The following is a 16676-nucleotide window of genomic DNA, read 5'->3' as shown; positions in this document are numbered from 1 at the left end:
GTTCCCTCATAAATCACGTCAACTACAGAAATGGTATGGTTTCTCAAGAAATACTGAATCGGTCTCGATATTCCCCTGCTGTCCATCCCACCTGCTGCTTGAACACCAGCATGAAGTGTTTGGGACTCTGATGCCCGGACAACCGTGCCACATCGTAGATTTTGAGACCTGTGTTGATCAGCAGCCACTTGGCCCGCTCCATACGTGCCGCAGCGATGTATTCGGAATAGTTGGTGCCCGTTTCATTCTTGAACAACTGACTTAAATAGGTGGGATTCAGGTTAACAAGAGCCGCTACCGTCTGGAGCCGCAGATCCCCATCGGGATGCTGCCTGATATGTTCCTTCACATCTCGGATAATCTTCCGCATATCTCCACCAGCGTGCTCTGCTTTTCCGAATGTCTCCGTGTTTGGAAGGGTTGAAATGCCGTATTTGCGATCCAGCAGCAATTGTATTTTTTGGATGCATAATGCCAATTCATGACGTTCGATCGGCTTCAGCAGGTAGTTTAACACTCCGTATTCCATCGCTCTTCGTGCATATTCAAATTCACCATAACCGCTGATGATGAGCATCAGCAGTTCAGGGTACATGTCTCTTGCTTTCGACACTAATGACAATCCGTCCATTTCACGCATGCGAATATCCGTGATCAACACATCAGGCACTTCACATCTCAGAAAATCCAGCGCCTCGGCTCCGCTCGCTGCTTCACCCGACACCTCGAACTGCGGAGAAGCTTGTACAATCAGCTCTCTCAGTCCCTGACGGATGACCGTCTCATCCTCTACCAGCAATATTTTATACATGCGCTTCATTCCCCTTTCGGTAGAAGTTGAATGGATATGGTGACCACCAGACCCTGTCCGGGACTACCATCGATGCTTAGACTCGCACTTTCTCCATATATGAGGCGTAGCCTTTGAGCGATATTGTTAAGCCCCAGACTGTCCCCGGCGTGGCCGCGTAATGCCTCATTGGCAGGCTGTCTGGAGATAGCTTCATTTAACTCATCCATCTCTGCCTGAGTCATACCCTTGCCGTTGTCTCGTACACTAATCAGCAGTTCCTGATCGAATTTTAAGGCAGATATCCAGATCATTCCCCCATCTTCCTGTCCTTCAACGCCGTGGTAGACCGCATTTTCTACCAGCGGCTGCAGCATCAGCTTGGGAATCAAACACTCCGTTACTGCTTCTTCAATGTCATAGATGACCTCCAGCTTGCCTTCGTAACGTACCTGCTGAATACGTACATAGGATTGTACAAATGCCAGCTCTTCCCCAAGTGGAACCATCCGGTCCACCTTATCAATCGTATAACGCAGCAGCTTGCCAAGCGCTGTCACCATGTCAGACACCTCAACGTGTTTCTGACGGACGGCCATCATGTTGATGGACTCCAGCGTGTTGTATATAAAATGGGGATTGATCTGGCTTTGCAATGCTGATAATTCTGCCTCCCGCTCCCGAATACCCAGTAAAAACACCTCATTGAACAGGCGATGGATCTCTTCCATCATCCGGTTAAAGCCCCGGCTAATCTGTCCGAACTCATCATTGCTGAATTGCGCTACCCGCTGGCTAAAATCTCCCTGCTCCACCCGAATCATATGGTGCTTCAATCGAATCAGCGGCCTCGTTATGCGATAGGATATGAGAACCGCGAGAACGGCTACCGCCGCCATACATAACACAGCGAATCCAAACGTAAACGTGAGCATCTCGCCGGACTCCTTCTGAATAACGGCAATAGGTGTAAGGCTGATCACCGAAAGTCCTGAATAGCTGGAGGGGTGTTGTACGTAGAGATAGGGATGCCCATCCAGTACAACCTTTTGATTTCCCGCATAGCCTCGAAGCTGTCCTCGCGTGAACAATTGGTCGTACGCGGACAACCCTCCGGCTGAGGTCCGCTCGAACAGGAGACGCCGCTTTCTATCGACAATCATCAGGCTTGCATTTTGCTCAAAATTCAGATTGGACAACAGCTGACCGAAGGCTTCCAGCCGGATGTCGATCAGAACGTAACCCAATCGCTGGAGCGTACCCGGGTCACGAAGCACCCTGCCCACCGATATATAGGATTCTTCATGACCACCCGTGTAATAGCTGGGTTCATGCGGAGGAAGCAGACTCCATTCCCCATCCGAGCCGTCAAGCTCTGCAAACCAGTCATCCTGCCTGCTGTCCCATACCGGATGTACGGCCAGCGAATCCAGATTGGAGAACAGGATACCGCTGTTGCTGATTAGATGGATTCCACGAATTTCCGGTCGGTCATACGCTTGACCGGACGTGTAGAGCTTCATTTTCAAATAATCATCGGACCTTGCCCATGTTCCCGATCCCATCGGAGCATTGTACTTACCCAGAATACGGAGTACCATCTGATCGTAGAGCGGCAAGAGCGACAACCGCTCAAAGTCTTTCAACAGCCGATTCAGATTGGTATTAATCTGACGAACCATATCAATGGTGAACTGCTCTGTCTTGCGATCCATCGTCTGCGAGAAGTGCAGGTAGTTCACCACTCCCTGCGAGCTTAGCGGCAGCAGCGTCAGTGCCAGGAACAACAGGAGCAGCTTGGTGCGCAGGTTCATGCTTCTTCCGAGATAACCCTGTACTTTGTCCATCATTTCCGTTCATCCCTCCCTCTCCCGATCATTGTATGAGTCCCCTTCGCAGATCAATCTGGATATAACTGGGGTCATCATATCCAGTTTTAATGATCATTGGCTATCCTGCCAAGCATGGGATTGGTACGGAATTTCAAGTTGGTCGCATTGGCTTCCGGGTGAACGCAAAAAGCCGACTGTATCGCTACAGTCGACTACGCTATTTCTATAGAACGAATCCGCTGAATTCATCTGTCGAACCCATCTGTTGAACCAGACAGAAAAACCGACTGCATTATGCAATCGGCTGTCTGTTTCGGAAACGATTTTTATATTTAAAACGATTATATTCATTAATAAGCTCGTCCAGTACCATGGACTGTCGAAGGACTTGTTTGTCTTGCATGCCATGATTCTCCGCCAAACGACTCAACTCATGCCTGTTCCGTTCGATTTGGTCTCTGATCTGTTTCGGTTCACTCACAGCATGCACCCCCTCTTTTTAAAATATTTTAGGATACATTGCCAAAAAATTCATATTATATTCCTTTGCAAATTAAAATGTTTGTTTGCAAGGGTATACTTTCAGAAATCAACTTTGTTGCATTAATCCGTGAAATTCATCACAACTACAATATGTAGATTTATATTTCTTCATCCGTCTACATATCGCCTTTCATAATACTATCAACAGATTCAATTAATCCCCCTATTTGTTTTAATTCGATTATATTTATTAATTAGTTCGTCCAGTACCATAGACTGCTGAAGAACTTTATTATCATGCATGCCATGCTTCAACACCAACCGTTGCAAATCTTGGCGGTTCTGCTCGATTTGATCTTTGATCTGCTTGATTCCTCTCACAGCATGCACCCCTTTTTCAACCTATTTTAGGGTACATTTATCTAAAAATTCATAATCGAATGCTTTGCAAAATTTTGTTTTTAGATCTTTTAGAACGGATGGTTGCGTCAAGCCATACCGCCTCTCAGTGGTTATACATTTTTAATTCTACTCCCAAAATTTTGTGAGCTCAGGCCCTCTATTAACCTATTGTACTGTTCTTCCTGCTGGTTCGTTACATGACTTCTGAATTTACCATATAAATCAATAGATTTAATAGACATTAGGTCATCGTTACTTGATGATGAGAGCTCCAGGCTCGTGAGTAACGTGTCAATCCCCGTTGCGTATCTTTGTTGGTTGAGCCTGTACTTCGCTAGTTCATAATAAAAACGTATATATCTATGATTCAACATTTGCATATTGTACGTCCCTTTTAAATGCATATCCGTGTTGAATTGTTTAATATAAGGATCGAATCTATCCAATGCAGAATCAATATCCAATGAGTACTGGTTAGCTGCCTGAACAATATTCACAAATGCTGTTAAAATCTCATGCGGATTAGCGTCAAGGTAATTCAGGTAAGGTTCAATAACCTCATAATTCCCATTCATCAAATGGTATAAATACCGATTCCCCTCAGCCCACCCCTTGAAACGTTCTATTAATTCTCGCTCTTCTTCCGTTGGATTAGAAATTTCAATAATGTTCACGTATACATCTGTATATTCCAGAGCTTTTTCATATTCCTTACGCACTTCACATACACTTGCCTTCAATAGATTCGCATATGCTTTGTATGTAAATATGGGGTAAAAGGCAATTCTTTTTTTATTTTTGCGTCTTCGAGATTGAAGTTCAAGTTGAAAATCAACTTTTCGTTCCAGTTCTTCGGCCAATTCATAAACCTTATCCCAATGATGTATTGTATTATAAACATTCGCTAAATCTTTAACAGCATCCAGTTGTATTTCTTCATCCAATTTCTCAATATAGGGTTCCAATTGGACCGCTGCTGCTAAATTATCGAACTTGCTCATTGTTTTATGAAGCAAAAAAATACGGTACTGGCATAACGCCAACCGTTCCGAGTGCTGATATTTCTCACCTGCGGCTACGCATTCATATAAAATAAGCGCTGCTTCATTCATTTCTTTGGAATACAGATTCTCTGCCATTTCAAACAGTTCTGAAATATAGGATCGATCATCTGTAACCTGATAAACCACCTTTTTAATACAGCCTAGCTTGTTAATTTCAGCGCAGCGATACAGAAACGGTTCCAAACGCCTCCAATGAGGTGCGGCTTCCACAAAACATTCCACACTGTACATCTCATAGAAGTATCCCTTTTCAAGCCCCATTCCAGACGTAATTTGATCCAACTGATTCATAGCTAGAGGTCTGCTGCCTTTTAAAATGGCACTCAAAGTACCAACATTAACCCCACAGATGTTAGAAAATTGTTGAAGTTTGTACCCTTTTTCCTTGATATAATCCTCTATACGCGAGCGTATCGTAGGTGCAAGTTCCAAATCCCTCACCTCCATCAACCATACTTACTTAACAATTCAATAAGTTATAATAATATGTAATTTTAATCCTGTATTTTACAATGGTCAATCTGTATAAAATAAAAAGCAGTATAGTCCTAAGGTAGGATCAATACCGCTTACTTGGTTTGGAAATTTGAAATATGATGCAATGCAATTACAATCCTGCACCACCATGAGTGCTTGGACTATACATTATAGAATTGTTGGGAATAGGTTGAGGATACGAAGTAAATAATAAAACAGCACTAAACAAAACTACGATCAAAACTGCTTTCTTTCTCATAAGTACTGTAAACCTCCTCAATTAAAGTTTTATACTTAATTTCTAATTCTATCGAAGCTCTGACTCTATGTCTTTCAAACAGACCTACACACTGTATAATGATGGATTCACTCTTCATACTTTGGGCTAATGTCAAACAATTTAATAAATACTGAAATCCTTTTGTGTATCTCTCCCTCTGAAGTTGGTATATCGCGACTTCTTTTAGAAATTGCACGTATCTTCCACTCGTAATCTGTTCCGTATAACTTCCAATATCCCCATAAGTTTTGGCGTACATTGAAATGTATGAGTCAAACCGTTGAAGGACTGTATCAACATCCATATTATGATGATTTGCAGCTTCCATTATTTTAACTAATGCAGGCAAAATCTCTGCCTCATTCTTTTCAATAAAAGTAATATAAGGCCGTATGACTTCAGAATCACCCATCATAAGTCTGTATAAGTAATGGTTTACCTCCGCCCATCCATTAAACTTATTAATGAATATGAGATCTTCCTCATTCGGTTGTTCAATTCTAATTAATTTAGAGTACGCCTCAGTATATCGGAGGGCTTCAGAGTATTCTTCCCTTCCATCACATGCGGCTGCTCTTAGCAAATTTGAATATGCGGAATATACAAAAATAGGATAAGATGCAATTCTTAGAGTTTCCGACTTTCTCTTTTTATAAGAGTTCAGGAAGCTTGTTTTCTGTTCAAGCTCTCCCCCAAGATCGGACACCTTGTCCCAATATCTCAAAGCCAAATATGTATTAGCCAGATCCTTGATCGCATCGAGCTGTCGCTCTTCATCCAGCCGATTAATATACGGCTCGAAGTGAACTGCCGCCCTTAGATTCTCATGCTGATCCTGACCCAGCGAAAGTGTGAAGATGCGATACTGGCACAACGCGAGGCGTTCCGAGTGTTGATACTTCTCGCACTCCGCCACACATTCATATAACATGCGTGCCGCCCTCTTCTGTCCCCGCTCAAGCATGCCTTCTGCCATCTCGAACAATTCCGAAATATACGAACGATCATCCGTCACTTGCTGGATTACCCTCTGAATACATTCGAGCTTGTCCAGCTCGGCACAACGCTGCAGAAACGGCTCTAGCCTTCTCCAATGCGGGGCAGACTCCACGAAACATTCAGCGCCGTATATTTCGTAGAAATGACCCTCTTCCAGCTTCATGCCTTCTGTAATCAGATCGAGTTGAGCCATGGCGATGGGCCTTGTCCCTTTGATGATCGCACTTAACGTTCCCGCGTTAACGCCCGATATATCGGCAAAGTATTGAAGGGTATACCCTTGTTTCCTGATGTAGTCCTCAATATGTGAGCGTATCGTAGTTGTAGGTTCCATGTCTCCCACCTCCACAATGAAAATCCATAAATTTGAATTTATATGATATGCACAATTTTAATCCTAAATTTTACAGCGGTCAATAAAAATCGTGGCAATTTCCTCCACATATTTACAGGGAGAATCGACTTTATTCCGCCTTATAGAAAAAATCCATTAGAAGAATGCCTTGCAACATGGTAAAGTTAATTCCAACTTAAATATCCTACTATTTCCATGGGATTAAACAACACAGATGCTTTTCCATTCCAGTCCGAGGAGTAGGTTAGATGAAATTTGCCTTGTTTAGTCTCATGATGAATCTGCCCAATGCGGTCACCGGAGAAGCTCTCACAACACAACAGAAGTTCCACAACATTCTGGAACAAGCCAAGCTAGCTGAACGGCTGGGATTCGATGCATATGGAATTGGTGAGCGGCATGGTGCACCTTTTCTGTCTTCCTCACCACCCGTTGTACTGACCGCTGTCGCTGCTGCCACTTCACGCATCCGGCTGCTCACAACCGTCACTGTTCTCAGTGTACTTGATCCGGTACGGGTTGCGGAGGATTATGCCACGCTGGATCAACTATCGGGCGGACGTCTGGAGATGATTATCGGGAAAGGCAATGATCCTCGGCACTATCCACTGTTTGGCATTAGCGAAGAGGAGCAATGGGATTCACTCGGTGAACGCTATGAACTGCTGAAACGGCTGTGGACTGAAGAGAATGTAACCTGGCAGGGAACGTATCGCCCTCCCCTTCGAGAGGTTACCACTCAGCCGAGACCGCTCCAGCAATCCATTCCGATCTGGCATGGCAGCGCATCGAGCACCCGCTCTACCGAGCTTGCAGCTAAGTATGGCGAACCGATATTTAGCTCAAATTCCTTCCACCCGCAGGCAAAATATAAAGCGTTAATTGACCATTACCGAGAGCGTCTCGATTATTATGGCCATGATGCGAGCCAAGCAGTGGTCGGCTCCGGGGCAGGCAGCCTGTACCTCGCCGATACACGCGAAGAGGCGATCCGTCGTTATACGCCTTATTATGAGGCCTTTCATGCTACGGCCGCTGCGCAGCACAACCAGTCACCCTTTAAGGACCTGGAGGATAACATTGCGCATGGCCCTGTACTCATTGGTAGTCCTGAGCAGGTCATTGAGAAGATCCTCAATTACCATGCCGCATATGGACATCAGGTACTGAGCATCAGCGTGGATGGACTCAGCCATGCAGAGCAGCTGGAGCAGGTAGAACGCTTCGCCCAAGATGTAGCGCCCGTGTTACGACGTGAAATCCCCAGTTTCATATGGAACGAGCCCCCGATCTTGAATCAGTCACTTCCCTCTTCCACTTCGCATTCTCCCGATTCATGGCCCCCAGCCATCTCACCCATCTTCCAGGTGTAGTTCTCCGTTCTCCACGCACTCCCCATTCATCCAAAAGCTTCTAGCATCCAGGGTGATTCTTACGAATCACCTTACTCCTCCTCCAAGATGCCTACTCTATGATCAAGACTTAATACCTTCAAACAATGAGATCAACGAACGCTGCACGAAATCAGTATCTAACGGTTCGCCAGTCACCAACATGCGATAGAACATCGCTCCATAGACGAGGTCTATACACAGTCCGATGTCACAATCCTTTTTCAACTGTCCCCGTTCTACACCTTTTTCAAAAATTCCCCACGCTTCACGCCGACGAGGCTGGATGTATCTGGTTCGGTATTCTTCTGCTAGCCCTGGATCAGACTGACCCTCTCCAACAATTTGTGTGATCACTTTTCCTTCCCGGCTGATCAAAAAATCAACCAGATTGCTCGCATGAATGCGCACATCCTCGAATACCGATCCTGTATCCGGTACAGGCAATCTTGCCGTTGCCGCAGACATGTACCCATCCATAATGACAGCCCCTTTATTGGGCCACCATTTATATATCGTTGCTTTGCTCACCTTAGCACGTTCAGCAATTTTTTCGATCGTAACCGCTCCGAAGCCGTGTTCCAATAATAATTCATAGGAAGCTGCAAGAATCGCATTCTGGGTTTCCACATTGCGGGGACGCCCTCTTTTGGCTGTCATCATAAGCCCTCCTTGGTGTAACAAATGCATCTCTAATTCATAAAAACTGTACGTTCATTATACTAAAACACCGATACATTAAACAATTTCGTTCTTACCTTACTTCGACATACAAAAAATTCCTATCGCCTATTTACAATACTAAACGTTTAGTTTATTATATGTTTGTAATTAGTAAACGAATCGTTTAGTAATTAGTGAATCCATAAAAAGTACCGCAAAGGTTTGGACGCCTGATCGGTCATGGTGTGAGTGGAACCATTAGGGTACTAAGGATCATTAACATAAAAATTGGAGGATGATAATCATGCATTTGCAAAACGATGTGAAGACAACCCCGGTTCCAAGCTGGTTGATTTTACTTTTGGCCGCGGCATGCGGGCTACTTGCGGCAAACTTGTACTATGCTCAGACGGTTATAGGACCGATCAGCATGACAACAGGGCTTTCCTCTGCTGCTGCCGGACTGATTGTGACGTTAACACAGATCGGTTACGTGATTGGCCTGCTGTTCATCGTACCGCTCAGTGACATTCTGGAGAATAAGCGGCTGATCACTTTTTTCCTCATCATTCTGGTCGTTGCATTGATTGCCGCCGCCTTCTCTCCCAATGCCATATTATTTCTGGCTGCTTCCCTCTTCATCGGTATTGGTTCCGTCGTTGCACAGATTCTGGTTCCCTACGCCACCTACCTCACTTCGGAGGAGCAGCGCGGACGGGTGGTCGGTAATGTGATGAGTGGCCTGCTGCTGGGCATTATGCTGGCTCGCCCTGTCGCAAGTTTTATTACAAGTCTGCTCGGCTGGCAAGCGGTCTTTGTCTTCTCCGCAATCATTATCGTATTGTTAACCTTGCTCCTGTCACGCGCACTTCCTGCACGTCAGCCCCAACCGGCGATGAAGTATGGACAATTAATCCTGTCATTGGGTTCCCTGTTAAAAACATTTCCCATGCTCCGCCGCCGAGCCCTCTATCAGGCCAGCCTGTTTGGCGCCTTCAGCTTGTTCTGGACTACAGTTCCCATGCAGCTCGCCAATGAGTATGGCATGTCCCAGCAAGGAATTGCATGGTTTGCATTGGCTGGCGTCGGAGGCGCCGTTGCAGCACCCATTGCCGGAAGATGGGCGGATAAAGGCTTTACCCGCATATTAACCGGACTCGCCATGGTTATCGCGGCTGGTTCTTTTGGGCTCGCCTATCTGTTCCAGGGTCACTCTACCGCTACCCTTGTACTTCTTGTGATCGTTGCCATCACGCTCGACATGGCGGTCTCGGGTAATCTGGTGCTGGGGCAGCGTATTATCTATTCATTAAGTGAAGCAAGAGGACGGGTAAACGGGATCTTCATGTCGATCTTTTTTATCGGGGGCGCGATTGGATCCTCACTTGGCAGCTGGTCTTATGCGCATGGGGGTTGGAGTCTCACCACTTTGATTGGTCTGGTGATGCCTCTGCTGGCACTCGTATACTACTTAACCGAAAAGAAAGCTGCTGTCGTCAGCAACTCTTAAGCATCCTTTCATATGTAAAGAAGGGCAGAGTGATCTCCAGGATCAGCTTCTGCCCTTTTCCCTTATTTCATGACACTGAATTTTTTGGTCGCTGCCCGAACCGTTTCATCTTCTCCCCACACAATGACCCCTACCACTTTGGTGGCTTCCAATGCCATCGAAGCAATCTCACTCGCATATTGTTCAAAGGCATTGTTGAGCGATTGGCCTGTCTGTGAAAAAACAACATGGCTCAATCCTCCGCTGTCATCCGAGCAGGAATTGACCAGGTTAATCAGTTGATTCCCCCCTGCCTTTAGAATGACCGTACTGTACTGTATGCCTGCATGCTGAACCCCGCTCTGATCGAGTACAGGTTGATCAGCATATAACCCCCGTTCGTTCAGGGCTGCTTGTCCCATCAATAGGGCAGCCACATTAGCCGCGGCTCCCGGCTCCAGATTTTTATCCAGTATAATAGCAATTCTCTTCATATGACTGCATTCACCCTCTGTGTATTTTGGGTAAAACATACCCACGGCATGTTGATTCCCTCACGTAATACCTTATAGGTCACTAACCCGTAATGATCAGCGCAGAGCTGATTCGTGAGCGCAATGGACTTCTCCATGTTGTGCAGAACCTTTCTGCAGGCTTCAGGGTTGGACGATACGGTGCTGTTCTCACTATAGGTTGTATCAAGTTCAGATAACAGGTATGTGGTTGCTGGATGATGATAGATAATGTCGATCTGATCGGGACATACCGCATGGCAGCCGGATAGAACCAGCGCAGGAATCTTCTCCACAAAGCTCTCAGACACCGCTAGTTCAGAATCCATGATGAAGCTGTTGAGCTTGGGATACGCCCCGGGGACCAGCAGGCAGGATATTACCCCTGATCTCAAGTCTTCTGCAGCCGCCTCAAATTCGGGATATGGCTTGATTCGTTCAGAATTATTGAGCTTCTTCGCGATATGCATGCTGCAAGTCAGGAATCCTTCATCGTCTCCCAATGTTCCCAGTACGGCATATTTGCCTTTGGTAATCTCCATTTATTTCTATATCCTCCTTTTTATTTCTAATCCGCTAAAGATCGTATACCAAAAAATTCCTATTGTCAATTAACACTTTAACGTAACAAAAATATGTATTTCCGTTCATATTTCCCGCTAAAAAGGGTATTGAAAATGGAAAATGTTGAGCTATAATGTTATGAAATGTATTTTTTCTATTTTTAGTATTTCGTTGAGGGAGGATTTATGAGAGCGTATGAAAACGATTGTATACATATCTGATTTCAGGCTTCCAACTGGATTAAATTTCGTTAAACCTTTGCAAAAATGGACGGATCACAAGAAAATTCTGATTATTGAACGGCATAATTTGCATCATGATGAGGTGCTCAGGGACTTTTTTGATGAAATTAGATATGTCGATCATCTGGAATCCGTGGACGCCATCCGGGAGCATATCATTCAGATCCGAGAATCCCATTTCATCTCCGCTTTGTTAACTCCGGGTGAAAATGCCATTGAGATCGGGGGTCAGCTCCGCTCCGAATTCGGCATCCCAGGTATGCAGCGCAATCAGGCTGAGGCTGTCCGCAACAAATGGATTATGAAACAAATGCTTCATCAACGCGGAATTCGGACATCCGAAATTGCCATTGCCCTACATGAACAGGACTATATTCGTTTCACTGCGATACACGGGTTCCCGATTATTGTGAAGCCACTCAGCGGATATGGCAGTATCAATACGTTCAAATTGTCCAGCATGGATGAACTGGTACATTATCTTCACCATACAAGACATGCACAGCAAAGGGATCTGCTGGAGGAATTCATCCACGGTACGGAGTTTCATTGTGATTCCATTGTGTCCAAGGGCAAGGTGGTATTTTCATCCGTTTCCCAATACCTGTATAACTGTCTGGATATTGCGACGAAGCAGAAACCTCCGGCCAGCATTACATTTCCTGAAGGCACGGAAGCTGATTTTATCCCTCACATCAAGGAAGTCAATGAACAGGTCATTGCTGCCTTGGGCATCAATCAATCCGTAACACATGCTGAACTTTTTCTAACTCCGGAAGGAGAAGTGGTATTTGGAGAAGTTGGGGCAAGAATCGGGGGGTCACATGTTATGCCTCCTTGTATCAAGAACACCCATGGCGTTGATTTCTTCGAAGCCGTCACCGATCTGGAGGTTGGAATATATGAATTTAAGCAGCAGGAGACGAGCTGTAAATTCACAGGCATGGTCTGCTTTCCTTCACGCGCAGGAGTGATTCAACGCATATCCGGGATAGAGGATTATGAGGATATCCCTGGCATCATTGAATTCAATGTATCCTATCAAGTGGGGCAGCACGCCGGGGACGTAAACGATACCATGACCCGATCAGGGTTTGCCATCGTAGAGGGAGATTCGTTCGAGGGATTGCGTCAAACCCTGCTGGATATGTACGATCGCTTCAAGATTGAAGTGACGGTTGCCGAAACGGTATAAAAAGTACGTAGGAGCCTTACTGTTTTTTGTCTGGAGTGACGCTGATCTGGGGAGGGCTGAAATTATTGTCTTTATTCAAAACATACGCAGGTTTGAGCCGCACTATCTATTATCTCTGTCTAGCCAGAACGATTAACAGCACCGGAGATTTTGTATTCTCCCTGATTACCTTGGTACTTACGCTACAGATGGGAATGAATGTGGTCAGTGCAGGGATCTTTGTATCCATGGCAGCCCTGATTAGCGGTCCCGGTGTACTTCTCGGCGGATATTTAAGCGATCTAATGGGCAAAAAGACAATCATTGTCATCGGGCAATCGTTGTCTGCCCTCCTGATTATATGCTGTTCCTTTTGGTCAGGCACCATTACCATTGGTTATCTTCTGATTGCAGTCATGTTCTTCATCAGCATTACCCGGCCTGCCTATAATGCACTGATTATTCAACTGTGTACAGAGGAGAAAGAGCGCAAATCCGCCTTCTCCCTTATGTATTTGGGGGCCAATCTGGGGATCGCCATCGGACCACTGATCGCCGGTTTTTTCATCAAGGACCACGTCAACATCGTCTTTATAAGTATCGGCACCGTATTTCTGATATCCACCTTTATCATCATCAACCAGGTCAAGGTCGGCGCACACAAGGCAGTGGCGTCAACAGGCAGCCCACATGCTGAACAACAACTATCGAGCCAACCGCCTTCGCCGTTATTCAGATTGCTGATGAAAAATCCACTTATTGCCTTCTTTATCGTCGTATCATTCCTTAACTATTTTATCTATATGCAATACTCCTTTAGCCTCCCGCTCCAGATGAATCACTCGTTTGGGGAGAATGGGGCAGCTTATTACGGTTCAGTCATGACCATTAATGCCATTAGCGTCATCATTCTCACCACCTTGATTCTGTCCGCTACACGCAAATTAACTGCCCTGAACTCCATAGCTATGGGCGCACTTTTCTATGGAATTGGATTTGGTGCCTTGAACCTGCTCGGTTACTTCCCCCATTTTTCCATCGTCGCCCTATCCACGGTGCTGTGGACCATTGGAGAGATACTGGTGCAGACCAATATCAATCTGTATATTGCTGCGCGTGTACCCGATACACATCAGGGACGGTTTAACGGCCTGCTGCTATTCGTAGGTTGTCTGGGTTACACACTTAGTCCATATCTGACAGGCATTTTCATCAAAAACATGGATATGAAGAGTGTATGGATCATTATTCTGGCCTTCAGTCTGGTCTATGCGTTGTGCATGATCCTTCTTGGGTATATTGAAAAAAGCTCAATCAGGAAAAGCGAAATGGAGCTGCTGGATCAATCAAACAGCGTCTGACCCTTCCTCCGCAAGTTGCTGCTGCATTAAAGACAGTCAACCATGGTCAGCATCGAAAACAGACGACTTTGTATACGATTCGTTAAACAACAGGCAGACTGATCCACAGGATCAGCTTCTGCCCTTTTCCTTCTACATTCACACCAACACAGTCAAATGTGCATTGGCATCGTACTCGACCAGCGGCTGCCCCGTACGCAATTTTTGCACCAGATCGGGATTGGCGATAAACGGTCTGCCGAACGCTGCCAAATCAATACTCCGATTTTGCACAGCCTGCTCTGCTATTTTCGCCTCAAGATCCCCTACGCCAATGATGATACCTTCCCACTGCTGGCGAACCGCCTCATGGAAATTGTGTTCCCCCTCCCAGACTCTGGTGTATTGATCTGTTGAAGGATGCAAGATTGTAATGCCTGTCTCGCGGAACAGATTCAGATAGGCGTTCAGCACTCCAGCCTTGTCTGCCCAGACATAGGAAGGGTCATCATCTTTTTTCTCGGAAAATCGTACCGATATGCGATCCACGCTGATTTCTTTTTGGACTGCAATAATGATCTCCCGAAGAAAACGCAATCTCCCCTGGATATCGCCTCCGTATTCGTCCGTTCTGTGATTCGTCTTCTCGTTGATAAATTGATCAATCAGATAACCATGCGCGGCATGAAGCTCAATTCCATCGAATCCAGCCAGTACCGCATTACGGGCAGCCATTTGAAATTGTTGAATGGTGGTCTGGATATCCTGCAAGCTCATGGCTTGAGGTATCTGATATGGCTTATGCAGTTTGTGGACTCTTCCCTGCGCCTGAAGGTCGGAAGGTCCCATCGGAGCGGTACCGATTAGATCCGAGTGAGACAGTCTGCCCACATGCCACAGCTGAGCGATGATGGTCCCTCCGTGTTTATGGACGGCATTCGTTACTTTCTTCCATGAAGCGGTCTGTTCTGCTGTATATAATCCGGGAATGCCATAGGTGCCTTTGCCTGCAAGCGAAGGGATGATACCTTCTGTAATGATCAGCCCCACACCATCCCGGGCACGCCGCTCGTAATATGCCACCATCTCATCCGTCACCGTACCATTCTGTTCATTGGCAAACCCTCGGGTAAGAGGTGCCATCACCAACCTGTTTCTCAAATGCCATTCGTTGATCGTCACCGGGCTCAGTAATGTAGACATAATTCTCATCACAACTCCTTCTTCATTATCGGTATTTTGCATGATTCCATCGCTCTAAAATGCGCTGTTGATAACGATATTGTAAGCCGGCATATATATATCGTAAAATGATTGAAATATATAGATGTATCTCTCAGAGAGATACCTAACTAAACAATCTGGGGATAACAGCGATCGGAAGGTTGTTCTGTCATCGGAGTGCCATTGTAAATTTCCATTAGTGGAACTTATATAGATAAAAGTAATCAGGAGGCCAGAGTCATGGAACTTTCGGATATCGATATTATTCTCGCGGTGGCACGATCAGGTAAAATCTCGCAGGCCGCCAAAGAATTGAATTACGCACAATCCAACGTCACCACACGCATCAAAAAACTGGAGCAGGAATATCAGGTACAGTTGTTTAAACGCTTTCCCAAAGGGGTGGTGCTGACTTCCAAGGGAGAACAGTTTGTCCAGTATGCAACACGCATCCGTGACCTGTTATACGATCTGGAGCAGGATATGACTGATCCCGGTGAACCTTCAGGCGCGTTAAAAATCGGAATTGTAGAGACAGCAGCATCCAGCCGATTCATGGAGATTCTCAATGAATACCAAGTGACCTATCCCGAGGTTTCCATCTCACTTGTTAATGCCACTTCACCCAAAGTGCTGCGCAAGAAAATACAGGAGTATGAGATCGATGGTGCCTTTATTAGTGGCGCTTGTGTGAAAGAGGGGCTGAAGGTGGAATATGAAATGCAGGACACGGTGCATATCATCTCCAAACGGATGGACGTACCACCCGAAAGCCTGTGTCAGGTATCGTGGGTTGTTTTTCCCCAAGGCTGTCCATACCGTGAAATTGCGGAGGAGTTTTTGCAGGAAGAGGGTTTGTCTGCTCGAAATATGATTGAAGTCAGCACGATGGATAACCTGCTTAGCTGTGTTGAATCAGGGATTGCTTTTACCATTATGCCGTGCAGCGTGATTCACAAGAACCCGGATGCATTTTCCGTGCATGATTTGGCCGATCGACTCACACATACGACAACAGCATTTGTTCGGGGTGAAGATCGATATGTTAGCAGCGCACTGGATCGATTTGTGAAGCTGCTGAATCAGAAATGCATTACATTTTGAAATAAAATTTAGCTTTCCTGTATCTGCTCATTGCTTATTTAGTGCTGGGAGCAAAAAAAGAGAGATGCGAACTTTCGCATCTCTCTTCTGGTATAGTAATGCCACAGCTCTCTGTTTTTTACGGCGCTAACGGAACTGGTTGCACCTTATTAGGTAGGATTACCAGGGAATGCACAGGCTAAAGAACCACAACGACGTTATTCCAGTAGAAACCTACGGAAATACATACAGAGCGAAGCAATAATTCGCGTCTACGATTCGTTGGCAATTTTCTTACTCATCACCCTTATT

At 45.6% G+C, this 16676-nt stretch carries 16 protein-coding genes; 6 read left to right on the top strand and 10 right to left on the bottom strand.

Annotated elements, in window-relative coordinates; translation table 11 throughout:
- Positions 1-43: 43 nt before the first annotated feature.
- Positions 44-811, bottom strand: a complete 768-nt coding sequence (locus PPA03S_RS10240) for a response regulator transcription factor (protein WP_062322430.1) — start codon at positions 809-811, stop codon at positions 44-46.
- A 5-nt stretch (positions 812-816) separates the two neighbouring features.
- Positions 817-2640, bottom strand: coding sequence for a sensor histidine kinase (locus tag PPA03S_RS10235; RefSeq protein WP_082704082.1), 1824 nt, complete (start codon positions 2638-2640; stop codon positions 817-819).
- An 89-nt stretch (positions 2641-2729) separates the two neighbouring features.
- On the opposite strand from PPA03S_RS10235, the gene PPA03S_RS33255 reads away from it, so the two are divergent.
- Positions 2730-2891 (top strand): hypothetical protein, encoded by a 162-nt coding sequence (locus PPA03S_RS33255; protein WP_167666008.1) that lies wholly within the window; start codon positions 2730-2732, stop codon positions 2889-2891.
- Positions 2892-2914: 23 nt separating this feature from the next.
- Here the strand turns inward: PPA03S_RS33255 and PPA03S_RS10230 are convergent, their stop codons facing one another.
- From PPA03S_RS10230 to PPA03S_RS10220, 4 genes are all read right to left on the bottom strand, one after another.
- Positions 2915-3103 carry an aspartyl-phosphate phosphatase Spo0E family protein gene (locus tag PPA03S_RS10230; RefSeq protein ID WP_062322428.1) on the bottom strand — a complete coding sequence of 63 codons (189 nt, stop codon included), beginning with the start codon at positions 3101-3103 and terminating at the stop codon, positions 2915-2917.
- Positions 3104-3315: 212 nt separating this feature from the next.
- Entirely contained in the window at positions 3316-3486 is a 171-nt protein-coding gene (locus PPA03S_RS32235; RefSeq protein WP_157284060.1) for an aspartyl-phosphate phosphatase Spo0E family protein, read from the bottom strand.
- A gap of 131 nt (positions 3487-3617) precedes the next feature.
- Complete coding sequence (locus tag PPA03S_RS10225; protein ID WP_062322426.1) at positions 3618-5003, bottom strand: helix-turn-helix domain-containing protein; 1386 nt, start codon at positions 5001-5003, stop codon at positions 3618-3620.
- Positions 5004-5269: 266 nt separating this feature from the next.
- Positions 5270-6661 carry a hypothetical protein gene (locus PPA03S_RS10220; RefSeq protein WP_062322424.1) on the bottom strand — a complete coding sequence of 464 codons (1392 nt, stop codon included), beginning with the start codon at positions 6659-6661 and terminating at the stop codon, positions 5270-5272.
- 269 nt (positions 6662-6930) lie between these two features.
- Here PPA03S_RS10220 and PPA03S_RS10215 point away from each other — a divergent pair, with 269 nt between their 5' ends.
- Positions 6931-8055 (top strand): LLM class flavin-dependent oxidoreductase, encoded by a 1125-nt coding sequence (locus PPA03S_RS10215; protein ID WP_062322422.1) that lies wholly within the window; start codon positions 6931-6933, stop codon positions 8053-8055.
- A 102-nt stretch (positions 8056-8157) separates the two neighbouring features.
- Here the strand turns inward: PPA03S_RS10215 and PPA03S_RS10210 are convergent, their stop codons facing one another.
- Positions 8158-8733, bottom strand: a complete 576-nt coding sequence (locus tag PPA03S_RS10210) for a TetR/AcrR family transcriptional regulator (RefSeq protein ID WP_062322420.1) — start codon at positions 8731-8733, stop codon at positions 8158-8160.
- A 307-nt stretch (positions 8734-9040) separates the two neighbouring features.
- Here PPA03S_RS10210 and PPA03S_RS10205 point away from each other — a divergent pair, with 307 nt between their 5' ends.
- Positions 9041-10246 carry an MFS transporter gene (locus PPA03S_RS10205; protein WP_062322419.1) on the top strand — a complete coding sequence of 402 codons (1206 nt, stop codon included), beginning with the start codon at positions 9041-9043 and terminating at the stop codon, positions 10244-10246.
- A 62-nt stretch (positions 10247-10308) separates the two neighbouring features.
- On the opposite strand, the gene PPA03S_RS10200 is transcribed toward PPA03S_RS10205, so the two are convergent.
- Complete coding sequence (locus tag PPA03S_RS10200; RefSeq protein WP_062322417.1) at positions 10309-10719, bottom strand: DUF2000 family protein; 411 nt, start codon at positions 10717-10719, stop codon at positions 10309-10311.
- Positions 10716-11279 carry a hypothetical protein gene (locus PPA03S_RS10195; RefSeq protein ID WP_062322415.1) on the bottom strand — a complete coding sequence of 188 codons (564 nt, stop codon included), beginning with the start codon at positions 11277-11279 and terminating at the stop codon, positions 10716-10718. The genes PPA03S_RS10200 and PPA03S_RS10195 overlap by 4 nt, the downstream gene beginning before the upstream one ends.
- A gap of 217 nt (positions 11280-11496) precedes the next feature.
- Here PPA03S_RS10195 and PPA03S_RS10190 point away from each other — a divergent pair, with 217 nt between their 5' ends.
- Together PPA03S_RS10190 and PPA03S_RS10185 are read left to right on the top strand one after the other, a co-directional pair.
- Entirely contained in the window at positions 11497-12738 is a 1242-nt protein-coding gene (locus PPA03S_RS10190) for an ATP-grasp domain-containing protein (RefSeq protein WP_062322413.1), read from the top strand.
- A gap of 35 nt (positions 12739-12773) precedes the next feature.
- Positions 12774-14078 (top strand): MFS transporter, encoded by a 1305-nt coding sequence (locus PPA03S_RS10185; protein ID WP_245683575.1) that lies wholly within the window; start codon positions 12774-12776, stop codon positions 14076-14078.
- Between the two features lie 138 nt (positions 14079-14216).
- On the opposite strand, the gene PPA03S_RS10180 is transcribed toward PPA03S_RS10185, so the two are convergent.
- Complete coding sequence (locus tag PPA03S_RS10180) at positions 14217-15260, bottom strand: alkene reductase (protein WP_062322769.1); 1044 nt, start codon at positions 15258-15260, stop codon at positions 14217-14219.
- Positions 15261-15521: 261 nt separating this feature from the next.
- On the opposite strand from PPA03S_RS10180, the gene PPA03S_RS10175 reads away from it, so the two are divergent.
- Positions 15522-16385, top strand: a complete 864-nt coding sequence (locus tag PPA03S_RS10175) for a LysR family transcriptional regulator (protein ID WP_062322409.1) — start codon at positions 15522-15524, stop codon at positions 16383-16385.
- Positions 16386-16676: the final 291 nt, after the last annotated feature.

Origin of the sequence: Paenibacillus pabuli NBRC 13638 (assembly GCF_001514495.1) — a bacterium.
GTDB lineage: Bacteria > Bacillota > Bacilli > Paenibacillales > Paenibacillaceae > Paenibacillus > Paenibacillus pabuli.
This window is presented reverse-complemented; position numbering and strand designations above follow the sequence as displayed.